Genomic DNA, 23,016 nt, shown 5'->3' with positions numbered 1-23,016 from the left:
TGGCTACATTGAGGAAGTTACAATGACAGAAAACGCCCCTTACGAAGGCGCTATCGAAGAAGCGGCCAAGACGGTCGGAAAAGGTCTGGACCTGATCAAACAGAGCTCGCAGCACATTGCGGATATCTACGGCATCCTTATTGGTGACCAATTGCACGCTGCGCGGCATCGCCGGCTGGACGCAATCACTCGCCGAACGAAGCAAATACTAAAGGATCGCGACGCCCAGACGACGGAGATTCCGGAACAGATTGCCATCCCTCTCTTGGAAAGCGCTCAGTCGGAATCCCGCAAAGAAATGCAAGAGCTCTGGGCGCGTCTCTTGGCGAATGCCATGGATGCCGACCGAGCCGCTGATGTTAGACCCGAATTCATTCTAGTCCTAAAGGCACTGCAACCACTCGACGCGCTCGTCTTGCAGACCCTTCGCAATAAGGTCAAAGACCCTACCAATACGAACATTCAAGCCCCTCAACTGGTCGGTGGAGACTTGGATGTCCGCGAATCCCTCGTAAGCCTCTCGCTGGACAGTCTTGCGACCTTGCGCTGTTTGAAAGAGGTGGGAAACTCGAATGGTCAAACGATCTACCGATTCACTAGCTTCGGCATCGAATTTCTTCACGCCTGCCGTCCCTAGTGTCGCGTCGGCCCGGTGGATCGTCCCGTCACTGCAGCGCCGCATCGCTGTCCGAGACCATCTCTTTCCCGCCCTTGGCGACCACGATCACTGCCCCGCGCGATCGAAGCGGTCCCGCTGCTCGGGCGTGGCTTGGCGCACGAAGTTCTGAAGCGTCCGCCCCTTCACCGAGTTCGGGCTTTCGCTGCGCGGATCAGCGAGATTTGCCCCCGCTGGGTGATGCCGAGGCTGGTCAGAACCTCCTACACTGATTTGTTAACTAGATCACCCCCGCCTGGGTCACCTTCGTATATTGTTGAGTGATGCTCGGTTCTTGAGCTGAGGGGGTAAGCAAATGAGGAATCCCCACAGTCTGCATACTGCGATCATGCTCCTTGGGCCGCTCGCTGTTGCTAGCATCGTGATCACACTGCATTTTTCAAAGCTCGCCATCGGTGTGGTCATGATGTGTTGCTCAGCCTACTTCCTGCGAAAAGGCGGCGTTGGCTCAGTGAAGCTTGGTCCCGGAGGGCTGTCTATGAGAGGCAGCTTCGCGTGCCTGCTCTTGATCGGTGGCTTTGTACTGGTTCTCACCGGGGGAAATGATATGCGCACTGAGTTTTCTCAGGCCGTCGCACAAGAGGTTAAGAAGCTGCCTCCCAGTGTCGAAACCAACACGTCGCGGCAAGCCGACCTAAAATAGGTACGCGTAACCCAGGCTCTGATTGCGCTAAAAGTCCATCCCCTTTGGGGGCGCCTCTGCGCGAACATCGTCTGAGTGGAAGGCGCTGCTCGGCAGCGGCGGCAGCGAAGGAAACTTGGCGCGAAATGCTTCCTTGGATAACACTCGGCCGTCCATTCCTATCTCGGCTGAATTGGCGCGCGACCATTTGCTGCCGTCGAAGATCCAAGCTTCGCCTGGCGCCCAAACGAACGCTTCACCGTCGATCGAACCGAATTTGAGGGAAGAAGTCACCGGAACCTCCGATGCAAATATAGGGCCATCTACAGCACCTGTGAATAGGTGGGACAAGCGCGAAAATGGCCGCCGGCATCCGGCGTCTGCATCTGCGCAACCTGTGATAAACGTGATCGATGAGGAAGAATCGACAGGAGCGCCGACAAGAGGCCGCGCAAGCTGGTAACTCCCAGCTAGATCCGTTCAAAATCTATATGAATGCCGAGCGGTTTCGAGCTGCAGATGCCATCCTGCGGAGCGATGCGAACATGAAAGACTACGGGCCGACCATTGCAGCACCGTCGATGGTGCTGTCCGCGTTCGCATCGGAGCTCTATTTGAAGTGTCTTTTCGTGATCGAAACCGGGCGGTCTCCTCCTGACACACACGACTTGCGTAAGCTGTTCACGTTGCTTTCGGACTTAGTGCGAAACGATATTGAGAATAGTTGGGACGCCTATAATTCGACGCCCAGTCGGGTAAGTGTTTTCGAAGCGATCGAGCGTCAGACCGGCCGAGCCGTTCCGCGTGATCTTCGATGGCACCTCAAAGCCGGAGGCGACGGATTTACCTCGTTGCGCTATCAACACGAAGAGCGGCATCAGAATGTGGCCTTCTTCCTCGGTGACTTTCACTTGATGGTGCGCGACGCGGTGCTCTTCAAACGCCCGTCTTGGGCGAATCTAATTCATGGGCCGGCGCGACCGATCATTTGATCGATCACCCGGGTGCTTCACTCACGCGCTCAGATTGAGAAGCCGGCGCGCGGATCTGAGATCACGATTAGGCCGGCTTCCCTCTTTTTTGCCTCTGGCTCATTTTTGAGAAAATTCTCCCGCCACTGTTCGCACGCATCGCATATTTCAGTTACGAATGGCCCAACTTCAAGCTGCAGCGTTTCGCCGTTTCGGTTGCGGTGAACATGCACACCTTCGCCGCCGAACGTGAAGTCAAACTTCTTCAATGTTTCGCGGGCTCGCTGCTCCTCGACATCGTCGGTACCGTTGTGAAGAACCGCGCAGCGAAGCGCGTAGCAATCCGCCCCCTTCATAAAGGGAGGGATTTCTATCCGCCTCCCGGTCACAAGCTTCTCTCGGCCAACCGAATACGCGGGCATCCACTTATCGAACCAAGCGGCGAACCTCTTACCGCTCGTCTTGCCATCGGCATTCTCGAGGCTCGCGGCGATGTCGGGGAGTGTCAGGGCCAACGCCAATGCGGCATACCAGTTCTGGTCGTCGACTGCCTTCCGGGCTGCCTGGATGAAGGAAATCAAGCTATTTGCCTCCAGCTCTATTATGGACGAATCCCGACGAGGCAGATGTTATAGCACATAAATCCTTGCGCTCGCCCTCCGGTTGCGGAATCTTAAGGCCTTTGGAGAGGGAGATTAGCATGGCCGATCAAGGACGAGACGCGCTCGAAATGATCATCGGCTCGATGATGGCTCAATCCGCAATTATTGAGTTTTTGGTGAAGCAAGGGGTCATCGAGCGCGACCCTTTGCTCGAGCACTTGGCTTCGCGGCGTGTTTCTTGGGAGTCGACGGCGACACCGAACGCGCTTTTCGCAATCGATCTGCTCTCTTCAATTTTAGCAGGCCGTCAACCGCCGCGGCCCCCCGGACCATTAAACTGAAATCATCCGGGAAATTTGTTCTGAGTATCTTATTGACGCGGTTCACGATGACGCGATCCTCATTTTATTGCGTAGCGACGCCGACGCTGTTGCCGGTGCCTGAGTTCGACACCTTCGTGGTCACACCCGTATAGGTGTTCTGCGACACATTGGTGGCCGATGAACTGGCACCGAGGGTCACGCCGAGAGAGTGACCAAGGAAAATGTTGCCTTGCACAGTGCCGTTGGCACCATTCATGCTCAGCGCCGTGGTGCTGGTGCCGGTCGAGACATTCCACATGTTCCCAGTGACGATCGCGTTTGAACTGGTGCCGAGGATCGCACCGAAATTGCCATTGCCGTAGGTGGTGATCGTGTTTCCCTGGATTACGAGCTGATTGATCGACGTCAGGATATCGATCTGCTGACCGCCGACATTGAACTGATTTTGGAAGATGTTCAGCAAGGGGCCGGTGTGACTACCTGTCGGAACGTAGAGCCCAACGCCACCGACCTGACCGTTGAACTGATTGAGCGTGAACGTGACGCCTTCCCACCAGTCGCCGAGCTGAACGTAGACGTTGTGATAGAAGAACATCGAGCGGGAAACATTGAGCACCGCACAGATGATCCCCGACGGGCATCCGTAGACCAGGCCCGTGCCGGCACCGGCGCCACCACCGACGAGGGTGAACACGCCAAGGGTCACGATGCTATCGATGTTGACGTTGTTCCAATTGAATATGCTGAGATTGACCAGCCAGTAGTGGGTGTTTGCGCTGTTTCCGGTGTAGTCATCACCGCGGAATTGAAGATTGTACAGAAAGTTCGCCTGGCCAAAGGCCAAGGCGTTTCCGGTCGATGTCAGGTTCAGCCCTGTGCTGGTGCCAGCGGCGCCTGTCGCGAAGCTGAGGTCGTGAATGGCGACCGTATTGTTGTTGTGAGAGTTGGTGATGATGAGGCCGTTGCCGGCCGGCCAGTAAAGAACGGAAACATCGATCCCGAGCCCGCGGATCTGGATCGACTGGCGGGCATTGGCCATCGTGTAGCTGATGGGCGAATTGAACCTGAAGACCCCCGCGCCGAACTCCAGGCAGCCTCTTCCGCCAGCGAGGCTGGTAAACCAATTATTGAACGCGGTCGTATTGTCGGTAACGGAGTCGCCCACAAAGCCGACCGTCTTGGCCATCGTGCATTGCGCGATCGAAGCATCAACGTACCCCTTGGTCGCAACATCCGATGAAGCGCTTGGCGACGGCATGCCGGTGATCGTTCCGCCGGTGATGCCGGCGATAGGGTATCGCGCCGGCGCGAGCGATCCTGCGGTGATGTTAGATGCGTTCGTCGTATCGGTTGAGCAGGATGCAGCCGCGTTCGATAGCGAAGCACATGGCACGGCCGCATCGGCGAGCATCGTTCCGGTCGTGTTGTTGAAGGTCGCAATATGACCGACGGTGCTTGAGCCGGGACCAAGCACGTTACCGAGGCCCGTGTTCGAACTCGTCACGGTCGGGTTGCCACTTCCATCGAAGATCAGGAATTTGCCGGCACGGGCGGATTGAGCAGGCAAAAGCCCGAGATTTTCCCCGGGTAGAGCCAGCATTGCCCGGCCCGTTAAATCGTTGGTGCGGTCCCAGGTCTCGCGGTTCTGCGCGACCAGGTCGGTGATGACCTGGTTGAGATCGCGCGCGGCAACGCCGCGGTTCTCGGCGAATTGCGAGGTTCGGCGCGGCCGGCGAGCGCCCACAATTTGCACGGTGCCGGTCTGCACGTTGTTGAAAGCAATGACCGCGTTCGTGATCGGCCGTGCGAGCATCGCCAGCGATCCGGACGGGCTCGTCAGCGTCCACCCACGGGTAGGATCATTGTAGTTGACGCGCACGCCGTTCAGGTAGACTTCGACCCAGTTCTGGTAGTCGGTCGAATCCCCGTAGAGGGCGAAGTTCACGGCGCAACTGCAATTGGTGCCGGAAATGGTGTAGGAGGTTCGCCTTTCCGCATCGGGCAGCGCGGGCACCAGCGGTGGGACTTGGGCGAGCGCCGCGGCATTCCATGATGTGAGAAAGAGCGCTGCGGCAGCTAAAGAGCGCCAGGTTTCTCCCCGCGACCTGGCACGCGGATGAGGGGCTCTCGCCGGGCCCTGGAGTCGAGAAATCAAATCTGTGATGAGGATCTGTGCGCGCGTTTTCTTCATGCGCACGAGGATGATTCAACGACAGGAAGCCGCAACGCACCGAACGCCCGATGGCGACTTCAGCGCGCTTGCTGCTCGCCGCTTCGATAGGGCTTCTTCGGCGTGTGCCGGCCGTTCCACAACCTGGTGCGTTTGTTGCGTGGAGCGACGGGTCGGCGCGGCCCGATCTTGTTTCGCCAATGGCTATCCGACCGCACCTGGTTCGCGACGCGCGGCTCGTACATCGGCTCCACTCTGGCAAGAGCCTCGCGATCGTCCACCAGCAACAGGCGCAAACCTGTCGCCTGCAACACCAGGCCGAGTGAGATCAGGCCGAAGCGTTTCACATCTTTCGCTTGGCCTCGAGCGAGAAGCTTCCCGGAAAATCCGGCTGGCAGTCCGGCGACCTCGTCGAGACATTTGCGGGTGATGTTCAGTTGGTCGACGCGGGCGCGCACCGCGTCCCGCAGACCGTCGTAGTCGTGCACTTGCCTGAAGAACAGGTCTGTCACTTGCCGGTCTCCTCGGCGTCCCTCTTGCGGCGCCGCTCCGATAGCGCGATGACGTTCGGCGCCTCGCGACCGCTGACAGGCACGATCTGCAGCATCCCGCCGCCAGCGTGCCCCGCAGCAGCGTACGCCCGACGCGCAGCCTCGTAGGCGACATCGCTCGCACTGCTCATCGAGCGCCACCGCCGCCGAAGCGTTGGGTCATCTGAGCGGCTCGCTTTTGCGCGAATGACATGTTCTCGTAGCCCGGGATCTTTCCCGGCTCGCTGTCATGCTCGCGATGCGACTGCGTGACGCTGGAGCCACCTTGCGAGGAAAAGGCGCGGATGATGCCTTCGAACGCCTCAACATTCGCCGCCACCGGGAATTGCTTCAGCGTGGCGACCATGACCTTGGCCTTGTCGCCAACCTTGGCGTTCAGCCAGGTCTCGATCGCGTCGATGCGCTGCGGCCCGGCGGCGCCGAGCTTGGCCAATTGGGCCTCCCGGCCGGCGTTGATCTCGCGGAGCTCGGCCACCTTCACGGCCGCGAAGGCGCCGAGAGCCTCGCTGAAGGTCTCCTGATCGAGGCCGCGCCGGTGCGCGATCTCTCGGAACTGCCGCAGCGCCGGATCGTCGGCATTGATCTGGAATTCCATGCCCTCCGGCGCTTTGAAATCGGCCGGTAGCCTCGCCTCGTATTTGTCGGCCGAAGCTGGAAGCGCCGCGCGGGCGAGCTGACGCTCGACACGTTCGGCCATCGCCTGGTTGACGTCGGCCTCGGGATATTCGACTCCACCGATCGTGAGCTTGCGATCGCCGCCACCCGTCGCCATCTGCTCGCGGTGATCCCGTGCGGGCGAGTGGCCACGGGTGTTAGGGTTCTCCGGGACCTGCTGCTGGGTCTGCACCGTCGACGTGGTTGTCGTGGTGCCGCCAGTTGTCGTGGACGTTCCGTCGTTCTCAGCCATTTGCCACCTCGTATGTGAATTCACCTTGCGCGCCGGATCCCGCCACGCTGCCCGAATAGGCGCCGGTGTTGCTCACTGCAGAAACAACCTGCAGCAACGCCGCCTGGATTCGAGCCCTCTCAGCGACGTCCTCCGGCCGGTTGCCCGGCTTGCAGCGCGTCGGAGTCTCGATCGTGACTGTGAAGAAGGCCATGACTGCGCCTCAGGGGTTGCTCGCCTTCGGCGAATACGTCCAACTGCCAATCACCACCCCGAAGTCACCGATGATGTTGCCGCTGGTGACCGTGCCGCGGCCAGCATCGATTGCCTGGCCAGCCAGCAGAAGCGCACGCTCGATGTGCGTCGTCTCTGAGCCGCGCTTCTCCATCGTTGGCGTCGTATCGTTCACCGTGACGGTGCAAAGAGCCATTGCGCTATCTCCTCATGCTTGAAAGACGGTGGTGGGAGTTCTCCCCGCAGTCCCACCAACCGCGGATGAACGGCGCGCCGGGCGCCTGGAGCTCGGAAAGTTTTTCGGACCTTGGAAAAAATGCGCGGTCGTCGAAGGCTGTTGAAGAAAAGTGCGCGTGGCTGACACCTGCGACTGGTTCGGCTTGCAAATTTACCCCCCGGCCTCGTCCTATGGCCGATCGCGAAAACGGAGAGGGGGAGGGGGGGCACCTCGCGCGCGTGCGGCCGCGCCTGGTCTGCTTCAACAGAGCGAAAGACTGAGTTGGCACCCGCGCGCAAAAGGTCTCTCCAATCGTGCATCGTGCGTTGCGCTCGACGCCGCTTATTGGACGCGAGTTGGACACTGATTTGCCTGCGATTGCAAATGAGCCGTCATTTCCTGTCTTTGCGTGTCCACGCGCGTCCATACTCTCCACCTTGTGTCAGTGGCGATCGTCATCACTCGACTGATTTGGTGTGACATCGATCATCTGCGGATCGTCCTTCTCCGCGGGCTGTGGCGGAGCGTGGATCACGATTTGCAAACCAGGCCGATCGGGCTCGGCGAGGTCGATCACGTAGCCGGCAGATCCGCGATTGCTGACTGACAGCACCGATCCGCCGCCGAATGTCTCGTTCGTCATTGCCTCGAGCGTGCGAGCCGCCGCCACCGCGGCGTTCCGGTTCTCGTCCTGGTCGCGCAGCTCCGCGAGCCGGTGAAAGGTCTTTGGGCTCGATTGCGCGAGTAAGACACCTCTCTCCGTCCTCAAATACTTGAGCACCTGGGGTCGCTTGAGAGCCAACCGCATTGCTCGAACAGTCAAATTTGCTTTCCGGGCGGCTTCCTCCCAAGGGGTGCCGTTCCACGTCATGTCGTCGAGAGCGGCCTTCAACCTGCCGCTAACCCCACCGGCCTTGGTCTTTCCGATGGCTGCACGTTGCTGGGTGGTGAGCTCTTTCGACGGTGCTTCGTCGGTCATGGCCTATTCCCTGGTGGTTTGCTGATTGACGGGGCCATGTGCGGAGTCCACCCGAGATATAGAGGTAGTGATGGAAAACGCACTGGGACGGTAGTGATGGTTTCCGGCACTGGGAAACGAGCTCGACAGTGACGTTTTCCGACACCGTGACAGTGATGGTTTTCGACACTGGGATTCTGTTTTCATGTGACTGCCGATCGCATGGGGATCACGTTGGGGAATTGTGAGCGGCGAGGCTTCGCACTGGCGATGCGGGCTGCTCTAGCGCGTAGCTCGGCCTCCTCGCTGGTGGCGATCTGGCGCCATTCGTGGCTCGGCCGAGGCGTGCTTTTGCAATTCACCCAGGTAAGCCTGAAGAGATTGGGCCACCGGTGATCGCCAGCGCTGGGGCGGCCGCGCATGGTCACCTCGATGAAACCGAGAGCTTCGAGCTCCCGGATCGCCGGCGCGATTGCGTGACGGTGGATGCCGTACTCCATGAACTGATCGTAAGTGACCGGCAGCGCACCATTATCGTTGCCGCCGTGGTGCGCGAGCTCGATGCAGATGCGGTCGAGCACGCGATGGCCGGAGAGGCTGAGTGCGCGGTAAGCCGGCGACTCCATCATCTCGATGGTACGGGCGTTAAACTGCCCGTCGATCTGATTTCGCTTGCGCCGGCTCATGCGCTCACCCCTCAATCACGCCAAGGCGCTTTGCCTCCGCCTCGGCCTCACGGGCGAGACGGCGAAGGCGGGCAGCTTTCGCGGCGCGGGCTTTGTGGCCGAGGCGGGCGATCTCGCGGCGCTGATACCGCGGCAGTCGTTCCATCGCGGTGACGAGTTTCCCCAGGGCAGGGCGGGGAAGGCCGAACAGGTCGACACTCATCACTGAGCCTGGTCCCATTCCCGCACCACCTGCTGAATGCGCTCAATCAGAAGGGGCACGTTCTGGCGCGTGATGCAGATCCAATGATCGTCTTCCGGCCAATTCTTCTCGAGCAGCACCAGCTCGCCGAACTTGTTCATGTGGACGTAAATCTCACCCTGGCGGCGGAAGAGCGGCTCGCCGTTATAATCCTCCGGCTCGGTTTGCGGCGCCAAGCTGATCTTGCCGGCCGCGACGGCGTTGTCGACCGCTTCCTCCGCGGTCTCGGGCGTCATGGTGCGGTCGAAGTCCTGCGCTGCTGCGATGAGCATGGCGCGGCGATTGGTCGGCGTATCTTCAGGGATTGGGGAATTCGGTGGGGAAAATTTGGCTCGGACACTCCCCACTGTCTTGTGATCACAGCCAACTAGCTCGGCGATCGCTCGGTTGGAACGCTGGGGATCGACGCGCAGCTCAATCTCAATCCGCTCGCGCTTGGTCGCAGTGTCGAGCTTCGGCTCGAGATCTAAAATATCAGTCATTGTAGTCCCTCTCTTGTGGGTTGGGACCGCACGTGACCGTTGCTTTTTAGGGAGACCGGGATTAACGGAGAAGGCGTTCGAGACCCGTGCCGATAATTCCGATCGACCCGTGTGGCAACCGCCTCGCGGGTCGTATCGTTTAGGCCGCCCGCTCGCGGGCAGTAGCCCTGGCCTGCGGGAGCGAAGCCAACCAGGCGGTTTCGTCCTCGGTCGTGATCAGCGTGGCGCTGCCGACTTTGCGCGCGTTCAAGCGGCCTTCTCTGATTTCGATATAAACCTGCGAGCGGCTAACGCTGTTGCGAGCTGCGAATTCGTCGATGCGAAAAGAACGTTTGGCTTCGGTCGATGGGGTGGCCATCTGCATCTCCCTGTGTGTGAATGCACGGGAGAGGATGGCAAACCCCGAAATATCGGCAACGCACCGAACGAAAAACGAGACAAAAAGCCTGCAATTTACGAGTGATCCGTCAAAGACGGCTCAAGATGTCCTAGGGAGTGGTCGTGAAGAAGGTCTATTTTTGTAGGCAATTTGTACTGTACTAGCCGAGCTAGATGGGCGAGCCAACCGGGCTGGCATGTTGCTGTAAGGTCTATTCTTGTAGGCTTTAGAGAGCACGGACATTGCTGTCGTCGGTCACAGCGAAGCGCGGCGCGCCGGCGCGAATGGCGTCCGCCACGTAGCTGGGTGCCAGGTGCCCATAGTGCTTTTCCACCATCCTGGTGTCGCTGTGTCCGAGGTTTTTTGCCACCACCATGAGTGGCACCCCATTCATAACTGCGTGGCTCGCCCAGGTGTGACGCAAACCATGGAAGCCCATCGGCGGATCGATTTTCGCTCGCTTGCACGCTTCGCGCATCGGATCCTTCTGATGGTCCTTTTTCCATGGTTCCCCGTTCTCCTTGAGGAACAGGAAAGCGGTGCCGGCACGGCCGGCGGTGAGCGAGCGGAAGAAGGCGACGCCGTCCTCGGTCAAATGAATATGCCGGGACTTGCTGGATTTGGATTTCCGGATCGAAACGGTGCCCGAGTTGTGGCTGAAGTCGACCACCTTCAGCCTTGTCAGCTCGCCATAGCGCGCGCCGGTCTCCACGGCACCGCGGGCCAACCGGCGGAAGTCTTGGTCTGATGCATTCAGCAGCCGCGTCACCTCCGCGAGCTCGAGATATCGGGCCCGGGCGGCATCGACGCCCTTGAACGGCTCCACGGCGCGCCAGGCCGCGTCGCTGGGAACCTTCTCTTCGCGCCATGCCTTGTTCAGCGCGGCCTTGAGGACGGTCAGGATACGGTTTGCCGTGGATCGCCGGCGCCGCTGGTGCTCCTCGGGATCGGTGATCTCCTTGAACCGCTGCTCGGTTCCTTTCTTCACCCGAATGCGCGCGCCGGCCTTGGCGAGGTCATGGTGCCACGTCTCAATCTGGTCCTTCGTCAGGTCCTTGGCCTCGGTGTTGCCAAGCACGGGCAGGATGAAGGCATCTGCGGCGTAGCGGCTGAAACTCGCGGACTTTCGCTTGGCCTCCAGGAACTCGATATAGGCCTCTACGGCGGCCTTGACGGTGAGGGGGCCGGTCTTACCCGCCGCCTTGTTGGCGCGCTCCACCATCATCTCCCGCGCCTTAGCCTGCGCCTGGGAGAAGCTCAGGATCTTGACCCCGTCGGCATCGGATAAATCGTCGGCCGGGCCGATCGTCTCGACCTCGTACTTTTGGTCGCCGACGTAGCTCCGCACCACCCAGTTGCCCGCGCCGGTCTTGATGCGCCTGTAGCCGAGGTGAACACCTTCCTCCATCACCCGATAATAGGGCTTCCCGCGCGCTTCCAGGCGCCGGCGGGCCTCTCTCTTCTCCAGGTTCGCATCGCGCACTGTCCGGGCCATCGCTTCCCCCTGAAACGGTTGAAAATGCGTGTGTCCAACAAGTGTCCAATATCCATGGCTAGACGTCAATGGACTGGCATGGCTCCATGTGCTAGTTTTCGTTGGATTAATTCACGTATTTTGATCGGGGGTAGACGGCCATGGACCTATTCTTATCTCTTTCACGGTGGAGAGAGCGGTTCGATTCCGCTAGGGAGCGCCACCCGGTCCGGGTTAGAAGGGCCGCATGCGTGCCCCGCTTCTCATCCTCATCCCGCTCTTGATCGCGCTCTTGGCGACCTCCGCGACCGCGGCCGAGAGCCTGCGGCTTCCGGCTGCGGAGCCGGCCCAGGCGACCAAGACGCTGCCGCTGAAGGGGACGGGCAGCGCGGCGAAGGCCGGCTCCTGCGCCTCCTATGGGCGTGGCTTCTACATGGTGGAGGCGACCGGCACCTGCGTGAAGATCGGCGGCGCGGTCAGCGTCGAGACCACGGTCAGGCGGTAGGCCCAATGCCGCCGGATCTGATGCGGCCCGACCTCATCGTTCCCTTCGTAATGTATTGCGCGCTGCTGTGGTGGGTCGGGCGTGGCGTCAGCTGGACCGCCAAGCTCGCCATCGCGGCGGTGACGCTGGTGCTGATCATCTGCGTGCTGCTGGTCGAGCGCGGCTGGCACGCGCCCTGACACAAAAAGCGCGAAAACAACCCCATGCACAGTAGCCGTCAAGTGCGGCGGCGATGATTTTCGCCTGCGCCGAAGCGGCGATTCATCGAGGGCTCAGCGCAGCTTAAGCCGCGCCGGCGGCTCACGACATCGGTGGTGCGACAAACCGTGCAAATCCGTCCCGTTTGCCGAGCTCGGCGAGCCAGCGCGTCAGGTGCGGCTGCGCCGGCCGGGTGATGCCCTCGACGCCGAGCCAGCGCCGGGCATAGGAGCCGATCGCGATGTCGGCAAGCGTGAACTGGTCGCCGTCGATGAAGCGGCGCGTGGCGAGCAGGCGATCGGCGATCGCCCAGACCTCGGCGGCGGCATCGGCATCGCGCTGCACCTGGATCAGGTCGCGCTCGGCGGGCGCGGTGCGCACGATGCCCCAGAACACCGGGCGGTCGACCGGCTGCACCGCCGACAGCGTCCAGTCGAGCCAGCGGTCGACGCTGGTGCGCAGCTTCGGCGTATCAGGATAGATCGGCGTGCCGCGCCCGTGCGCGAGGCAGAGATAGCGCATGATGGAGTTCGACTCCCATAGCACGAAGTCGCCCTCGAGCAGCGTCGGGATCCGCGCATTGGGATTCATCGCGAGATAGTCGGCCTCGCGGGTCTTGCCGTATTGCATGCCGGCGTCGATGCGCTCGTAGTCAAGGCCGAGCTCGGTCAGGCACCACAGCACCTTCTGCACGTTGACCGAATTGGCGCGGCCCCAGATCGTCAGCTTGGTGTCCGGCATGAAACTCCTCCCGCGGCATGTTTTCGTTGTCGTAGCCCGGATGGAGCGCAGCGCAATCCGGGGCCGCTGTGGTGAGACCGTCCCGGATTACGCTTCACTCCATCCGGGCTACCAGCCCATCTCGTAGCGGAATTCCGCGTTGCCAGCGATGCGCGATTACGCCGAGCCCCTCATGCAAAAAGCTCCGCCCGAGGCGGAGCTTTCGTTGTCGCAACCGAGCCTGTCGTCAGTGGCCGAAGAACAGCCACAGCAGAATGATCACCGGGATCGGCACGCCCAGCAGCCACAGCAAAATTCCGCGTCCCATCGCGTTCTCCTCCAATCGCTTTGTCTGGAGGTGAACGCCGGGCGCAGGGGCTTGTTCCTGCCGCGCAGGCTTACCAATGGCCGGTGTTCGGCATCGAGGCCCAGGGCTCCTGCGGCGGCTTCGGATCGCCCTTCTGCAACAGCTCGATCGAGTGCAGGTCCGGCGAGCGGACGAAGGCCATGTTGCCGTCGCGCGGCGGACGGTTGATGGTGACGCCGGCCTTCTGCAACTGCGCGCACGTGGCGTAGATGTCGTCGACCTCATAGGCGAGATGGCCGAAGAAGCGGTCCTCGCCGTACTTCTCCTCATCCCAATTCCAGGTGAGCTCGACCAGCGGCGCGCCGCGGCTCGAGGGCTGCTTCTTCAGCGCCTCGAGATCGTCCGCCGAGCACAGGAACACGAGCGTGAAGCGCCCCTTGTCGTTCTCGATCCGCCGCACCTCCTTCAGCCCCAGCGCATCCTGGTAGAACTTCAGCGCAACATCGAGATTGCGCACGCGCAGCATGGTGTGGAGGTAACGCATGGTTGTTGCTCCCTTGAACGGAGGTGTTTTGGTTTGGGCCGGGACGGCAGGGTAGGAGATAGCAGGAAAGTGGGGGAAGGGGCAGGGGGCGGAGGGAACGTGTGCGTGAGGATGACGCGACTGGCGAGCTGGTGCGATATTCGCGCAAGTCGAACGGGGTGACGATAGCGAGTGAGTTAGCTGACGATAGCGAGTGAGTTAGCGCTCTGCCACCGCAATTCTCTTAAAAATAGAGTTGGAAAGCTTGAACTACCCTCCCATTTCCGCAGTTCGCCCCACCTCGCTCCGGTAGTATCAGACATGCCGCGGATCTAAGGTTGAAGCCATTGAGCGATCTTTCCGATCAGGTGCTCCGAGCCGCCCATGTCGCTCTCAACAGTCCTGCGGGCCAATTTGTAGAGGCCACGCGTGCCGCCATTCGTCAGTTTGTCAGTGCCGATTTTACGATCGCCCCGGGTAAAGGACTTACAAGGCGTGAGGTGCCACGAGGCGAGACGCGAACTAACATCACGCTAGGGCCATCGTCTCAGAAGCATTTGATGGAAAGCTTGCCGTTGAATCTGTAGATGTGAGGGCGATCGCTGCTGCAGGTGGAAGCGTACACTGCGTGACGCAGCAGCAGCCCTCACCGCATTGTTAGGTATGTTGGGCGGTTTTCGGAACGGCGGAAGCCCGCGCATGCGATGTAAGATGTAAAGTGTATCTGGTCATGTGAGCTGATGGTTGACTTCGCTGGGGCGAGAAAACATTCTGGTTCAACTAAAGGTGTTCTTTGGAGGAGATTTATGCGTATTCGTTTAGCTCTTTGTGTCGCTGCTTTTCTGGCAACTAATGCCGCAGATGCGTCGGCGTTCTCAATGAGCTTTCGCTGGTGTGGGCTAGGCTCTCCAGTATTCTCACTGAATGGCGTGCCTAAGGGGACCACAACACTGCAATTTCATATGGTCGATCTCGATGTGCCATCTTACAATCACGGCGGTGGGACAGTTGCCTATAAAGGGCAATCGACAATCGCTTGCGGTGCTTTGACCAACTATTCGCCTCCAAGCCCGCCGAGCGGTAGCCATTCATATCAGATCACAGTCACAGCTCTCGGTTCCGGCAACTCCAATCTCGGAGCTGCTACTTTCATGAGGAAATTTCCAGAGAAATAGCCGGCTGCGAAGGGAGGCACCACTGTGCAACACTCCAGCGGCCTTGCTCTGCAACATTTCAAAACAGGCTGCTCAACTTATTTTTCAAGTGAAGCTCTCGATTGAAGGCTGCCGCTGGGGAAGGCGGGGAGATGACGATTCTCTTTTTCTTTGTGGGGCTCCTATCCCTAATTGCTGCAATTGTCAGTTTGATTTTTGCTGCCCTTCAGTCGCTTCCGGTGACGTGCGAATTACGAATTACGGTGACACCCATGGACTGCACCCCTGAAGTGAGACACGGTAATTGCAGTGACAGGCATTTCGAGGATGACCTGTGGCAGCACTGGGAAAGAACCGTCAGTTTCCGACGGCCTACAAATTGAAGGCAATCAAGCGGGTTGAGCGGGGCGAAGGCGTCCTGCCTGTGGCCCGCGAGCTTGGCATATCCCGCAAAATTCTCCATGACTGGATCAAGGCGTGGAAGGCCCATGGGCCGGAAACGGATTTGCCGGCGGGGAAGCGTTTTTCTGCCCAAACCGTGCCGTGGTGCCGAGCTCATCGCGGCGCTGCGGGACTTGATCGGGGGCGCCTTAGACCAGATCGAATTTTTTTCATCCCCCTCTTGAAACCAAAACCGGTTTTGCTAATTTTTTTGGCGTCACTTCCGAGTGACGACCGAGGTGCCCTCCGGGGCCTCGGGATTGAGACGGGCACCGGTCGTGTCCGGTGCCACATACCCATCTTGCTCTTTGGAGGATTTGGCTATGCGCACTTATGACTTCTCGCCCCTGTTCCGGTCGACGATTGGCTTCGATCGCCTGTTCGACCTTGCCGAGACGGCCCAACGGGCTGCCGAGGAAAGCTATCCCCCCTACAATATCGAACGTCTGGCCGAAGACCGTTATCAGATCACGCTGGCGGTCGCGGGCTTCTCGCCCGACGAAGTTTCGATCACGGCCGAGCAGAACGTCGTCACGGTCGAGGGCGGCAAGACTGAGAAGACCGAGCAGGAATTTCTCTATCGGGGCATCTCGACCCGCCATTTCAAGCGTCAGTTCAACCTGGCGGATTATGTCCAAGTCAAGGGCGCGGCCCTCGACAACGGCTTGCTCAAGATCGAGTTGGTCCGGGAAATCCCCGAAGCCATGAAGCCGCGGCGCATCGCCATCGCCGGCGCATCGGCTTCCAGCAACGTCCATCAGATCGAGTCCAAGGCGGCCTGATTCATCACTCTCTGGAAATGCCGCGCGTCGTCCGACGCGCGGCGACTGGCTTCGTCTAAAGAATGGAGGACATCATGCGGCCGACGACCGCTCCCGACGACAACGTCATCGACTTCAATGCGCTCCTGCATCCCGGGACGGTGTTTAGCCACCCGAGGGATGTGCTGACGGACCCCACGCTCTCGACCTCCGAGAAACGCGCTATCCTGGCATCCTGGGCGTCCGACGCATCGGCCATTGCCTCCTGCCCGTCGTTGAGGGCGCCGGCGGGGCTGAAAGCGCCGGTCACTATCGACGAGATCCTCGAAGCGTTGTGCGAACTCGACGGTGGTCCACGCCATCCCCCCGGCGGCAGACCAAGCCGTCTCTTCTCGACGTCGAGGGTTCTGGCCGCCTGAGAAGGAGAGCTCGATGAAGGAGATGGGATTGCCCCGAGACGTGCTGAACCGCATCGAACGTCGGTGGATGGCCAAGTTCGCGCAAACTCTCCAACCTCGATCTTCCGCGGCGCGTTACGACGATCCGCTCCGGTCGCCGCAGGTCCGTCGACTTCTGGATGGATCCCTGAAGCCTCCGAGGCGCGATAGAGCCATCGAGCCCAAATGCGGCTGAAGGTCGGGGGCTTGCCGATGACGATCTACCTCCGGATAGCTCTGCGCATTCCGGAGGTAGTAGCAGCCCGAAGCCAGAATTTCTAAAGCTCGTGCCAAGGACGTCGCAGCGTTGCACGGGCATCGAGCAAGCATGTGTGTTGCACGATGACGCAGGCTACTGCATCTCTCCGATGAAGTTAGTTCGTCGGAAGTCCGTGGCGTGCAAAACAGGACCTGACCTTGCCGGCTGGACCGGCGGGGACACGGTATTCGTGCCAATCCTCCTGCGTGTATCCGACGGCGCGCAGGCATGCGGTCATCGCACCGTCCCTCCGCTTCGATTCGGCAACGGTAGTACCGTCGCGTTGTGCCTGGCAGACAGGATCGTGATTGCAATTGATGCGGGCCTGAGCGGTATTGGCAACGCTCATGGCGAACGAAGCCAGCAACAACATTCCGAAGAATTTCATTTCCGAATCCCCCCGTTGAAAGTGAGCCGGACAATAAAGGGGCGGATTAAAATCACAAGTCGTGGTTGATGAAGCGCTCAACGTTACGGATCGTGCGCTCATTGAGAATATTGCGAAGCGGTTGCGCCGCGCCTTTGCACCGGACCGTCTCGCGGTTGCGCTGCATGTGGTTCGGCTCGGTGCGAGCTAGGCTCGTGCATCGCCTCTAGATGCCTTGCCGGCGGCTGCGCTGGCTGGCCCAATGAACCCCCGCGGAGGTGGGAACGACCAAGCGCCATGGCCGCATTCTTTGCAGAACTGCTGTTCGACATCGCCGGAAGCCTCGTTGGCGACTGGCTGAGACAGGCCGTGGTGGCCGTCTGTACCTGGCTCGAGCCGAGAATTCACGGCCGCGCTGCACGCTTCATCGTCGGGGGCCTTCTCGGGATCGCCGCCTATCTCCTCATTCCCTTGGTCATCGGGCTGCTGGGTCTTTGATGCCTTCCGTGAAGACGAACCTCATCATCGCACTGGCGATCGGCGCACTGATCTCGGCGGTGCTCCTCGCGCTGGAGCCGCTCACTGATTACGCGTTTCTTTCGCTGGAGTGGCCTGGTGTCAGCGCAGCGTATCTGTTCTGGGGCGCGGTCGGAGGCTCCGCCTTCGCAGGCATCGCGATTTCCTGGCTCGTGAATGCGCTCTGCTATGGGCTCGGTGCTTTCGCCATTCTCAGCGTTCTCAAGCTGCTGATTGCGCCGAAGACCTGAGGAGCGCGTCGACGGAGGGCGGCATGAAGTCCTGGCTTGAAAGGCTCGGAAGGATTGCGAGGGTTGCGGGGCTGTGCGGCACCGTCGCGTGGCTCGCGCTTCTGACGATTTCACCCGGGCAGCCCGACGCCGCCCATCCCGAACGTTACGCGCACCGGCATGACGTCAGCTATGTCAGCGGCGAGACAGGGTTGGCCTTGCGGATCCTGCTCGGCGTGAACTTTACGCTGGCCCTGGTGGCGCTCGGATGCCACTTCGCGACCAGGGATTAGCGCCTCGATCCATCCTTGCCGCGCCGTGCCTCCTCGGCCTCGTCCACGAGCTTCAACGCGGCGCCGTCATAGCTCAGCTTCAGCCCACGGCCGACGCTCCAGATCCATCCCTCGCGGGCGTCTTTGGTCGGCTGGGTGTTGTACTGGTCGGAAATCGATTTGACGGCGGCGTCCGGGGTGCCTGGATTGGTCAGCTCGGCCTTGACGCGCCAGATGCGATGCGTGGGGTCGACATCGTCGCTGTCGATCGTGAGCCTGGCGCTGTCGGCTGCGCATTCGAGCGTGTAGGAATCGCGGAGCTGGCGGCAGCGGTAGCGGCGTTGCGTGATGACCTTGTTGGTCTCCTCGGATGTCATGCCGGGCGAAAAACCGAGGATGTCGGACTTTTTCGCGAGTGCGAGCGAAGCAGGCTTCAAGAAGCTGGGCTGGATTGCGACCAGGGCGGCCACGACAACTATGATCAAGCCGGCGATAACAATGGCAATCTTCATCAGCCCCTCGCGAGAAACATCCGACCATACAACAGCCGGAGCATCCCGCCAGTCAGGCTAGATGTGATCGTCATGGGAGCTGCGCGGCGACAGCGCGTCCAATCGACGCTGGCGCCGCTTTTGGCTACGCCGCAATCCGCTGCTCGACCGGGGTCGTCAGATATTTGAGCGCCCGTGCATGCTCGAGATCGGGGACCGCGATCGCCGTGTGGCTGTAGATCGCGTGGGTGCGCGAATTCGCGATCCTGTCCAGGATCTCCTTGCCCTTGATGACATGGAGGCCCATGCCTTCCTCGGTCGGGAAGATCGCCAGCACCACGTCGTAAGCCGCGATGACGGCCGTGAGCGCCGCGGCCTTGTCTTCGGCGACGTCGACGAAAATACGCACATCAGCCGCGAGTTCACGCAGCTCGTCAAAATCCAGCACTTTTGGGGGTACTCCAACGCAACGATTACTGATCCGAAGCTTGGAGGCGTTGGGTTACTGAAGTATCAACAACGCGGTCTCAGTCACAAGTTTCACGATGAGGTGACTCGAGAGCGGGACTGGGACGCGCGAAACGATCGGAACTGGGGATAACGAGCACATGGCTGAGGACAGGACCATTCGGGCGGGGCAGTGCCATTGCGGCGCGGTGCGCTTCGAGGCGACGCTGAGCGACGGCTTCAACTCGATCCGCCGCTGCCCTGCTCCTACTGCCGGATGCGCGGCGCCGTCGTCGTCATGGCGGAGATGGGCGGGATCAGGTTCCTTCAAGGCGAGGACGCGCTGACGAGCTACCGCTTCCACACCGGAACGGCGCAGTACTTCTTCTGCTCCCGCTGCGGCATCTACACCCATCATCAGCGACGCTCCGACACGAGCCTCTATGCCGTCAACGTGGCGTGCCTCGACGGCGTCAGCCCGTTTGATTTCCCCGAGGTGCCGGACATGGACGGCGTCAATCACACCAACGACACCGGGCAGCCGACGCGCCGCGCCGGCACGCTGCGCTTCATTGCGGCGGAGTGAGGGGCAGGGGACGACGATCTCCGGACGCTGGCGACAGCGCGGGTGAACCAGCGGGACAGCCGATGCGACGAACACGTCGTTGCACACAAGGTTCTTGTCACATGAGCTGGAAAAAGAAATACGCGATTGGCTTCCTGATCGCGCTGTTCGCTTTCGGGGCGATGAATTCCTACGATCGCCCGAACAGGGACGTTCCCTTTGGCGCCGTCATCCTGATGGCGGCGGCGTGGCCGGTGACGGTCTCGCTGATCCTCGGCTGCGCTGCCGGCGAGATGGTGCGCGAGGGCGTCTAAAGCACCTCGCGCCAGCGCATCGGCAGCATGCCGTCCTCTCTGAAGCTGCCGAGGAAGCCGAAGCGCTTTGCTTGCGGATTCCGGCCAGCCGCGATGGTCGCGCCCAGGATCTGCACGATGTCGGTCTCGTCATAGGCCGGCCAAGACGGCAGCCCGGGCCCGTTGGGATTGCCTGATGTAGCGAAATTCACCCAATAGCTCATCATGATCTGCGACAGCGCGCGGTCGGCCTCATCAGGCGGCGTGGTGCTGCCGACGATCTGCTGCGGCGTGAGCGTGCCGAAGACGAAGGGGATCTCGGTGACGTGCGAGGCGATCGGCGTGTAGGGCGAGGTGTGGTTGAAGTGATAGCCGTAGGTCGGTGCGCCGCTGCCGGCGCGATGCAGCCGCAGCCACTGCCAGCATTGCTCGCCGATCACCATGTCGCCGGTCAGCGCGGCGGCGGACGCCTTGGCCGCTGCGTCGGAGCCTGCGGGGTAGAGGTTTAGGAAATCGGCGAGGCGTTCTTTGCCGAACATCGACTCGGCGGCGGTGCGAAAGGCTTGCGCCGAATGCGCGGGCAGGGATTGCGACATGAAGGGGAATTCCTCCGCGCCGTTCCAGCCGGCCAGCAGGGGAATGTGCATCTGTTCGCCGCTCAGGACGCGCCGCGCGGGCACGTCGGGCACCAAATGATGATCGATGCTCGGCGAGAACGCTTCAGTGACGTGGTCGCGTTCAAAGCTCCAGGGCCCGGCGGCGTTCAACTGCTCGGCCGGCATGGTGCGCAAGGCTGCGATCGATGCGTTGCCTTGCCGGCGTGCAAAGGCGACGCCGCGGGCGCGGGCTTCGTCAAAACTCTGCAGCGGCCCGTGGCGGCCGTCCCAGAACGCGCCGCTCTGGCCGATCGCCTTGTGAAACAGTCCATGGGCGAGCGGCGAGGCCATCAGGATGCCGACGGCCATGGCGCCGGCGGATTCACCGAACAGGGTGACGTTGTCAGGATCGCCGCCGAAGGCCGCGATGTTGGCCCGCACCCAGCGCAGCGCCGCGAGCTGATCCTGCAGACCATAATTGCCTGATGGCGCTTCCGCATCGAGATCGGGATGAGCGAGAAAACCGAAAACGCCGAGGCGATAGTTGAAGCTGACGACAACGACACCTCTGGCCGCTAACAAGCGGCCGTCAGTGGCGGGATTGGCCGAGGAGCCGAACTGGAATCCGCCACCGTGAATCCACACCATCACGGGCCGCTTCTCGTCCGCCGCGTTCGCGGCGGTCCAGACATTTAGATAAAGGCAGTCCTCGGCGCGCGGTCCCGGCCGCGGATCGTTTGCGAGCGACGAGAGACTGCCGGCGCCGAAGACCAGCGCATCGCGCACGCCAGACCAGGACGCCGGCGGCTGCGGCGAACGCCAGCGCAGCGGCCCGACCGGCGACGCGGCGTAGGGGATGCCTTTAAATGCCAGCACGCCGTTGGTGTCGCGCGGCTGGCCGCGCGCTTGGCCGTCCCGGGTGCGGACGAGGCGGCCAAGCTCGGCGGCTGGGGTCATGAGGGCGTGCACGGGTGCATCTCCTTGAAGTGATGGCCCGAGATCTAGTGGTTTTCGCGTCGGATGAATTTGCGTATAATCGCAATTGATCGCTAAAAACCATCAATGATGAGACAGCCGCTTCGTTATCCTCTTCTTTATCCCTGGCTCGATCTGGATGTGGACGACCGGTCCGCGCCGGTCATTGCCGTGCGTGTCGATGCCGACGGGACCAAAGGCGAGGTGCCCGATCACAGCCATCGCAAGGGACAGCTCGTGGTGTCCTTCGGCGGCGGCGTCACCTGTCGCGTTCCCAACGGCTTGTGGATGGTGCCGCCGCATTGCGCGGTCTGGATCCCCAGCGGCATGGCGCACAGCAATCGCGCCACAGCCAATGCGCGGCTGTTCTTTATCTATATTGAGGCGGAGCTGGTCGCGCTGCCGACGCACTGCTGCACCATCTCGATCTCGCCCTTGCTGCGCGAATTGATCGTCGCATTGTCCGACGGCCTGCAGCACGACGAGGCGCGGCGCGAGCGCCTGATCGGCGTGCTGCTTGGCGAGCTGCCGCACATGCCGGTTCAGCAATTGCACCTGCCGCTGCCGGATGAACCGCGCCTGAAGAAGATCGCAGCCGCGCTTGCGGACAATCCCGCCGATCGCCGCACGCTGGGCGAATGGGCGAAGTCCGTCGCGCTCAGCGAGAGCACGCTTGCGCGTCTGGTGATGAAGGAAACGGGCCTGACGTTCGGACGCTGGCGCCAGCAGTTGCATCTGATCGTTGCGATCCGGGAGCTCGCTTCGGGTGCGAGCGTGCAGCAGGTGTCGGCTGATCTCGGTTATGAATCGGTCACGGCCTTCATCACCATGTTCAGAAAGGCGCTTGGAAAGTCGCCGGCTGCGTATATCAACAGCATCGCGGCGACGACGTGATGGCGCGCGGAATCATCTTCGTCATGTGCCGGCCGATATAGCGCGCGGGCCTTCGGTCAATACGGGCAGGCACAAAAAGTGCCGGAACTCCCGCCAAACTGCGGCTTGCGTTTTCGGCCTCGATGGGGTCTAAGCCCCGTGGCTTCCTGACCGCTGTCATGACCACAAAGCGCGCTGCGCGCCTTTGTCGTGTGCCCGGCACGGTTACATCGCAATTCGCGCCCACCCAATCCAGAGGATTCCAGACATGGCGAAGATGACCAAGACTCAATTGATCGACGCAATTGCCGAGGGCACGCAGCTCTCCAAGAACGACGTGAAGTCGGTCATCGAGTACATGGCGACGGTCGGTTACAAGGAGCTCAACGAGTCCGGCGAGTTCGTTATTCCCGGTTTCGTGAAGATGTCGGTCGTGAACAAGCCGGCGACCGAAGCCCGCATGGGCGTCAATCCCTTCACCAAGGAGCCGATGCAGTTCGCGGCCAAGCCCGCCAGCAAGTCGGTCAAGGCATCGCCGCTCAAGGTGGCCAAGGACTCAGTCTGAGGACGTGGTCTGATCCGGCGCATCGCGCGCCGTAAAAAGGGGAAAACCC

The 23,016-nt window shown here is 61.1% G+C and carries 37 protein-coding genes and 1 pseudogene; 19 read left to right on the top strand and 19 right to left on the bottom strand.

Annotation, left to right across the window (positions count from 1 at the left end):
* The first annotated feature begins 22 nt into the window (after positions 1-22).
* A complete protein-coding gene (locus RAD16_RS05215) occupies positions 23-637 on the top strand; it encodes an Abi-alpha family protein (protein WP_458156796.1) in 615 nt (204 codons plus the stop codon).
* A 334-nt stretch (positions 638-971) separates the two neighbouring features.
* Positions 972-1,319 carry a hypothetical protein gene (locus RAD16_RS05210; RefSeq protein WP_458156795.1) on the top strand — a complete coding sequence of 116 codons (348 nt, stop codon included), beginning with the start codon at positions 972-974 and terminating at the stop codon, positions 1,317-1,319.
* A gap of 27 nt (positions 1,320-1,346) precedes the next feature.
* On the opposite strand, the gene RAD16_RS05205 is transcribed toward RAD16_RS05210, so the two are convergent.
* Positions 1,347-1,592 carry a hypothetical protein gene (locus RAD16_RS05205; protein ID WP_458156794.1) on the bottom strand — a complete coding sequence of 82 codons (246 nt, stop codon included), beginning with the start codon at positions 1,590-1,592 and terminating at the stop codon, positions 1,347-1,349.
* 119 nt (positions 1,593-1,711) lie between these two features.
* Here RAD16_RS05205 and RAD16_RS05200 point away from each other — a divergent pair, with 119 nt between their 5' ends.
* Positions 1,712-2,290: a hypothetical protein gene (locus RAD16_RS05200; RefSeq protein WP_458156793.1), complete on the top strand. Its 579-nt coding sequence runs from the start codon at positions 1,712-1,714 to the stop codon at positions 2,288-2,290.
* Positions 2,291-2,319: 29 nt separating this feature from the next.
* Here RAD16_RS05200 and RAD16_RS05195 read toward each other — a convergent pair whose 3' ends face one another.
* On the bottom strand, positions 2,320-2,850 hold the full coding sequence (locus tag RAD16_RS05195; RefSeq protein ID WP_458156792.1) for a hypothetical protein: 531 nt from the start codon (positions 2,848-2,850) through the stop codon (positions 2,320-2,322).
* Positions 2,851-2,969: 119 nt separating this feature from the next.
* Here RAD16_RS05195 and RAD16_RS05190 point away from each other — a divergent pair, with 119 nt between their 5' ends.
* Positions 2,970-3,212, top strand: coding sequence for a hypothetical protein (locus tag RAD16_RS05190; protein ID WP_458156791.1), 243 nt, complete (start codon positions 2,970-2,972; stop codon positions 3,210-3,212).
* Between the two features lie 64 nt (positions 3,213-3,276).
* On the opposite strand, the gene RAD16_RS05185 is transcribed toward RAD16_RS05190, so the two are convergent.
* The 8 genes from RAD16_RS05185 to RAD16_RS05150 form a co-directional block, all read right to left on the bottom strand.
* Positions 3,277-5,391: a hypothetical protein gene (locus RAD16_RS05185; protein ID WP_458156790.1), complete on the bottom strand. Its 2,115-nt coding sequence runs from the start codon at positions 5,389-5,391 to the stop codon at positions 3,277-3,279.
* 53 nt (positions 5,392-5,444) lie between these two features.
* Positions 5,445-5,876 (bottom strand): hypothetical protein, encoded by a 432-nt coding sequence (locus tag RAD16_RS05180; RefSeq protein ID WP_458156789.1) that lies wholly within the window; start codon positions 5,874-5,876, stop codon positions 5,445-5,447.
* On the bottom strand, positions 5,873-6,046 hold the full coding sequence (locus RAD16_RS05175) for a hypothetical protein (protein WP_458156788.1): 174 nt from the start codon (positions 6,044-6,046) through the stop codon (positions 5,873-5,875). The genes RAD16_RS05180 and RAD16_RS05175 overlap by 4 nt, the downstream gene beginning before the upstream one ends.
* A complete protein-coding gene (locus RAD16_RS05170) occupies positions 6,043-6,822 on the bottom strand; it encodes a hypothetical protein (RefSeq protein WP_458156787.1) in 780 nt (259 codons plus the stop codon). The genes RAD16_RS05175 and RAD16_RS05170 overlap by 4 nt, the downstream gene beginning before the upstream one ends.
* Positions 6,815-7,015, bottom strand: a complete 201-nt coding sequence (locus RAD16_RS05165; RefSeq protein WP_458156786.1) for a hypothetical protein — start codon at positions 7,013-7,015, stop codon at positions 6,815-6,817. Before RAD16_RS05165 ends, RAD16_RS05170 begins: the two co-directional genes overlap by 8 nt.
* 9 nt (positions 7,016-7,024) lie before the next feature.
* A complete protein-coding gene (locus RAD16_RS05160; protein WP_458156785.1) occupies positions 7,025-7,231 on the bottom strand; it encodes a hypothetical protein in 207 nt (68 codons plus the stop codon).
* A 463-nt stretch (positions 7,232-7,694) separates the two neighbouring features.
* Positions 7,695-8,231, bottom strand: a complete 537-nt coding sequence (locus tag RAD16_RS05155) for a hypothetical protein (RefSeq protein WP_458156784.1) — start codon at positions 8,229-8,231, stop codon at positions 7,695-7,697.
* A 182-nt stretch (positions 8,232-8,413) separates the two neighbouring features.
* Positions 8,414-8,896, bottom strand: a complete 483-nt coding sequence (locus RAD16_RS05150; protein WP_458156783.1) for a hypothetical protein — start codon at positions 8,894-8,896, stop codon at positions 8,414-8,416.
* Here RAD16_RS05150 and RAD16_RS05145 point away from each other — a divergent pair.
* Positions 8,895-9,104, top strand: a complete 210-nt coding sequence (locus tag RAD16_RS05145) for a hypothetical protein (protein ID WP_458156782.1) — start codon at positions 8,895-8,897, stop codon at positions 9,102-9,104. The two genes, RAD16_RS05150 and RAD16_RS05145, sit on opposite strands and share 2 nt — an antisense overlap.
* Here the strand turns inward: RAD16_RS05145 and RAD16_RS05140 are convergent.
* The 3 genes from RAD16_RS05140 to RAD16_RS05130 form a co-directional block, all read right to left on the bottom strand.
* Complete coding sequence (locus RAD16_RS05140; RefSeq protein ID WP_458156781.1) at positions 9,098-9,619, bottom strand: hypothetical protein; 522 nt, start codon at positions 9,617-9,619, stop codon at positions 9,098-9,100. The genes RAD16_RS05145 and RAD16_RS05140 overlap by 7 nt on opposite strands.
* 139 nt (positions 9,620-9,758) lie before the next feature.
* Positions 9,759-9,977, bottom strand: coding sequence for a DNA-binding protein (locus tag RAD16_RS05135; RefSeq protein ID WP_458156780.1), 219 nt, complete (start codon positions 9,975-9,977; stop codon positions 9,759-9,761).
* Between the two features lie 247 nt (positions 9,978-10,224).
* Positions 10,225-11,493 (bottom strand): tyrosine-type recombinase/integrase, encoded by a 1,269-nt coding sequence (locus RAD16_RS05130; protein WP_458156779.1) that lies wholly within the window; start codon positions 11,491-11,493, stop codon positions 10,225-10,227.
* 226 nt (positions 11,494-11,719) lie between these two features.
* On the opposite strand from RAD16_RS05130, the gene RAD16_RS05125 reads away from it, so the two are divergent.
* Together RAD16_RS05125 and RAD16_RS05120 are read left to right on the top strand one after the other, a co-directional pair.
* A complete protein-coding gene (locus RAD16_RS05125; protein WP_458156778.1) occupies positions 11,720-11,977 on the top strand; it encodes a hypothetical protein in 258 nt (85 codons plus the stop codon).
* A 5-nt stretch (positions 11,978-11,982) separates the two neighbouring features.
* On the top strand, positions 11,983-12,156 hold the full coding sequence (locus tag RAD16_RS05120; RefSeq protein ID WP_458156777.1) for a hypothetical protein: 174 nt from the start codon (positions 11,983-11,985) through the stop codon (positions 12,154-12,156).
* Between the two features lie 121 nt (positions 12,157-12,277).
* Here the strand turns inward: RAD16_RS05120 and RAD16_RS05115 are convergent, their stop codons facing one another.
* Entirely contained in the window at positions 12,278-12,916 is a 639-nt protein-coding gene (locus RAD16_RS05115) for a glutathione S-transferase family protein (protein ID WP_458156776.1), read from the bottom strand.
* Between the two features lie 377 nt (positions 12,917-13,293).
* Entirely contained in the window at positions 13,294-13,746 is a 453-nt protein-coding gene (locus RAD16_RS05110) for a VOC family protein (protein WP_458156775.1), read from the bottom strand.
* A gap of 520 nt (positions 13,747-14,266) precedes the next feature.
* Here RAD16_RS05110 and RAD16_RS05105 point away from each other — a divergent pair.
* The 5 genes from RAD16_RS05105 to RAD16_RS05085 all read left to right on the top strand — a co-directional run bounded on the left by RAD16_RS05105 (position 14,267) and on the right by RAD16_RS05085 (position 16,500).
* Positions 14,267-14,386, top strand: a complete 120-nt coding sequence (locus RAD16_RS05105) for an agmatine deiminase family protein (RefSeq protein WP_458156955.1) — start codon at positions 14,267-14,269, stop codon at positions 14,384-14,386.
* A gap of 79 nt (positions 14,387-14,465) precedes the next feature.
* Positions 14,466-14,900, top strand: a complete 435-nt coding sequence (locus RAD16_RS05100; protein WP_458156774.1) for a phospholipid-binding protein — start codon at positions 14,466-14,468, stop codon at positions 14,898-14,900.
* 313 nt (positions 14,901-15,213) lie between these two features.
* Complete coding sequence (locus RAD16_RS05095) at positions 15,214-15,657, top strand: transposase (protein WP_458156772.1); 444 nt, start codon at positions 15,214-15,216, stop codon at positions 15,655-15,657.
* The gene (gene hspD, locus RAD16_RS05090) at positions 15,644-16,102 is read left to right on the top strand and encodes a small heat shock protein HspD (RefSeq protein WP_458156771.1); all 459 of its coding nucleotides are present in this window, start codon (positions 15,644-15,646) and stop codon (positions 16,100-16,102) included. The genes RAD16_RS05095 and hspD overlap by 14 nt, the downstream gene beginning before the upstream one ends.
* A 74-nt stretch (positions 16,103-16,176) precedes the next feature.
* The gene (locus RAD16_RS05085) at positions 16,177-16,500 is read left to right on the top strand and encodes a hypothetical protein (RefSeq protein ID WP_458156770.1); all 324 of its coding nucleotides are present in this window, start codon (positions 16,177-16,179) and stop codon (positions 16,498-16,500) included.
* A 392-nt stretch (positions 16,501-16,892) separates the two neighbouring features.
* On the opposite strand, the gene RAD16_RS05080 is transcribed toward RAD16_RS05085, so the two are convergent.
* Positions 16,893-17,165 carry a hypothetical protein gene (locus RAD16_RS05080; RefSeq protein WP_458156769.1) on the bottom strand — a complete coding sequence of 91 codons (273 nt, stop codon included), beginning with the start codon at positions 17,163-17,165 and terminating at the stop codon, positions 16,893-16,895.
* 276 nt (positions 17,166-17,441) lie between these two features.
* On the opposite strand from RAD16_RS05080, the gene RAD16_RS05075 reads away from it, so the two are divergent.
* The 3 genes from RAD16_RS05075 to RAD16_RS05065 are packed head-to-tail and all read left to right on the top strand — an operon-like array spanning position 17,442 to position 18,183.
* Positions 17,442-17,642, top strand: coding sequence for a hypothetical protein (locus tag RAD16_RS05075; protein WP_458156768.1), 201 nt, complete (start codon positions 17,442-17,444; stop codon positions 17,640-17,642).
* The gene (locus RAD16_RS05070) at positions 17,642-17,911 is read left to right on the top strand and encodes a hypothetical protein (protein ID WP_458156767.1); all 270 of its coding nucleotides are present in this window, start codon (positions 17,642-17,644) and stop codon (positions 17,909-17,911) included. Before RAD16_RS05075 ends, RAD16_RS05070 begins: the two co-directional genes overlap by 1 nt.
* A 23-nt stretch (positions 17,912-17,934) precedes the next feature.
* The gene (locus RAD16_RS05065) at positions 17,935-18,183 is read left to right on the top strand and encodes a hypothetical protein (protein ID WP_458156766.1); all 249 of its coding nucleotides are present in this window, start codon (positions 17,935-17,937) and stop codon (positions 18,181-18,183) included.
* Here the strand turns inward: RAD16_RS05065 and RAD16_RS05060 are convergent.
* Both RAD16_RS05060 and RAD16_RS05055 read right to left on the bottom strand, forming a co-directional pair.
* A complete protein-coding gene (locus RAD16_RS05060) occupies positions 18,180-18,674 on the bottom strand; it encodes a hypothetical protein (RefSeq protein ID WP_458156765.1) in 495 nt (164 codons plus the stop codon). The two genes, RAD16_RS05065 and RAD16_RS05060, sit on opposite strands and share 4 nt — an antisense overlap.
* A gap of 124 nt (positions 18,675-18,798) precedes the next feature.
* Complete coding sequence (locus RAD16_RS05055) at positions 18,799-19,101, bottom strand: hypothetical protein (protein ID WP_458156764.1); 303 nt, start codon at positions 19,099-19,101, stop codon at positions 18,799-18,801.
* Positions 19,102-19,261: 160 nt separating this feature from the next.
* Here RAD16_RS05055 and RAD16_RS05050 point away from each other — a divergent pair.
* Both RAD16_RS05050 and RAD16_RS05045 read left to right on the top strand, forming a co-directional pair.
* Positions 19,262-19,686 (top strand): annotated as a pseudogene (locus RAD16_RS05050) (GFA family protein).
* 101 nt (positions 19,687-19,787) lie between these two features.
* Entirely contained in the window at positions 19,788-19,979 is a 192-nt protein-coding gene (locus tag RAD16_RS05045; RefSeq protein ID WP_458156763.1) for a hypothetical protein, read from the top strand.
* Here RAD16_RS05045 and RAD16_RS05040 read toward each other — a convergent pair.
* On the bottom strand, positions 19,976-21,523 hold the full coding sequence (locus RAD16_RS05040; RefSeq protein ID WP_458156762.1) for a carboxylesterase/lipase family protein: 1,548 nt from the start codon (positions 21,521-21,523) through the stop codon (positions 19,976-19,978). The two genes, RAD16_RS05045 and RAD16_RS05040, sit on opposite strands and share 4 nt — an antisense overlap.
* A 96-nt stretch (positions 21,524-21,619) precedes the next feature.
* Between RAD16_RS05040 and RAD16_RS05035 the strand changes: the two genes are divergently transcribed.
* Together RAD16_RS05035 and RAD16_RS05030 are read left to right on the top strand one after the other, a co-directional pair.
* Positions 21,620-22,423 (top strand): AraC family transcriptional regulator, encoded by an 804-nt coding sequence (locus RAD16_RS05035; RefSeq protein WP_458156954.1) that lies wholly within the window; start codon positions 21,620-21,622, stop codon positions 22,421-22,423.
* Positions 22,424-22,670: 247 nt separating this feature from the next.
* The gene (locus RAD16_RS05030) at positions 22,671-22,967 is read left to right on the top strand and encodes an HU family DNA-binding protein (RefSeq protein WP_007591377.1); all 297 of its coding nucleotides are present in this window, start codon (positions 22,671-22,673) and stop codon (positions 22,965-22,967) included.
* The last annotated feature ends 49 nt before the right edge of the window (positions 22,968-23,016 follow it).

Source organism: Bradyrhizobium sp. 18BD (genome assembly GCF_054185225.1).
This window is presented reverse-complemented; position numbering and strand designations above follow the sequence as displayed.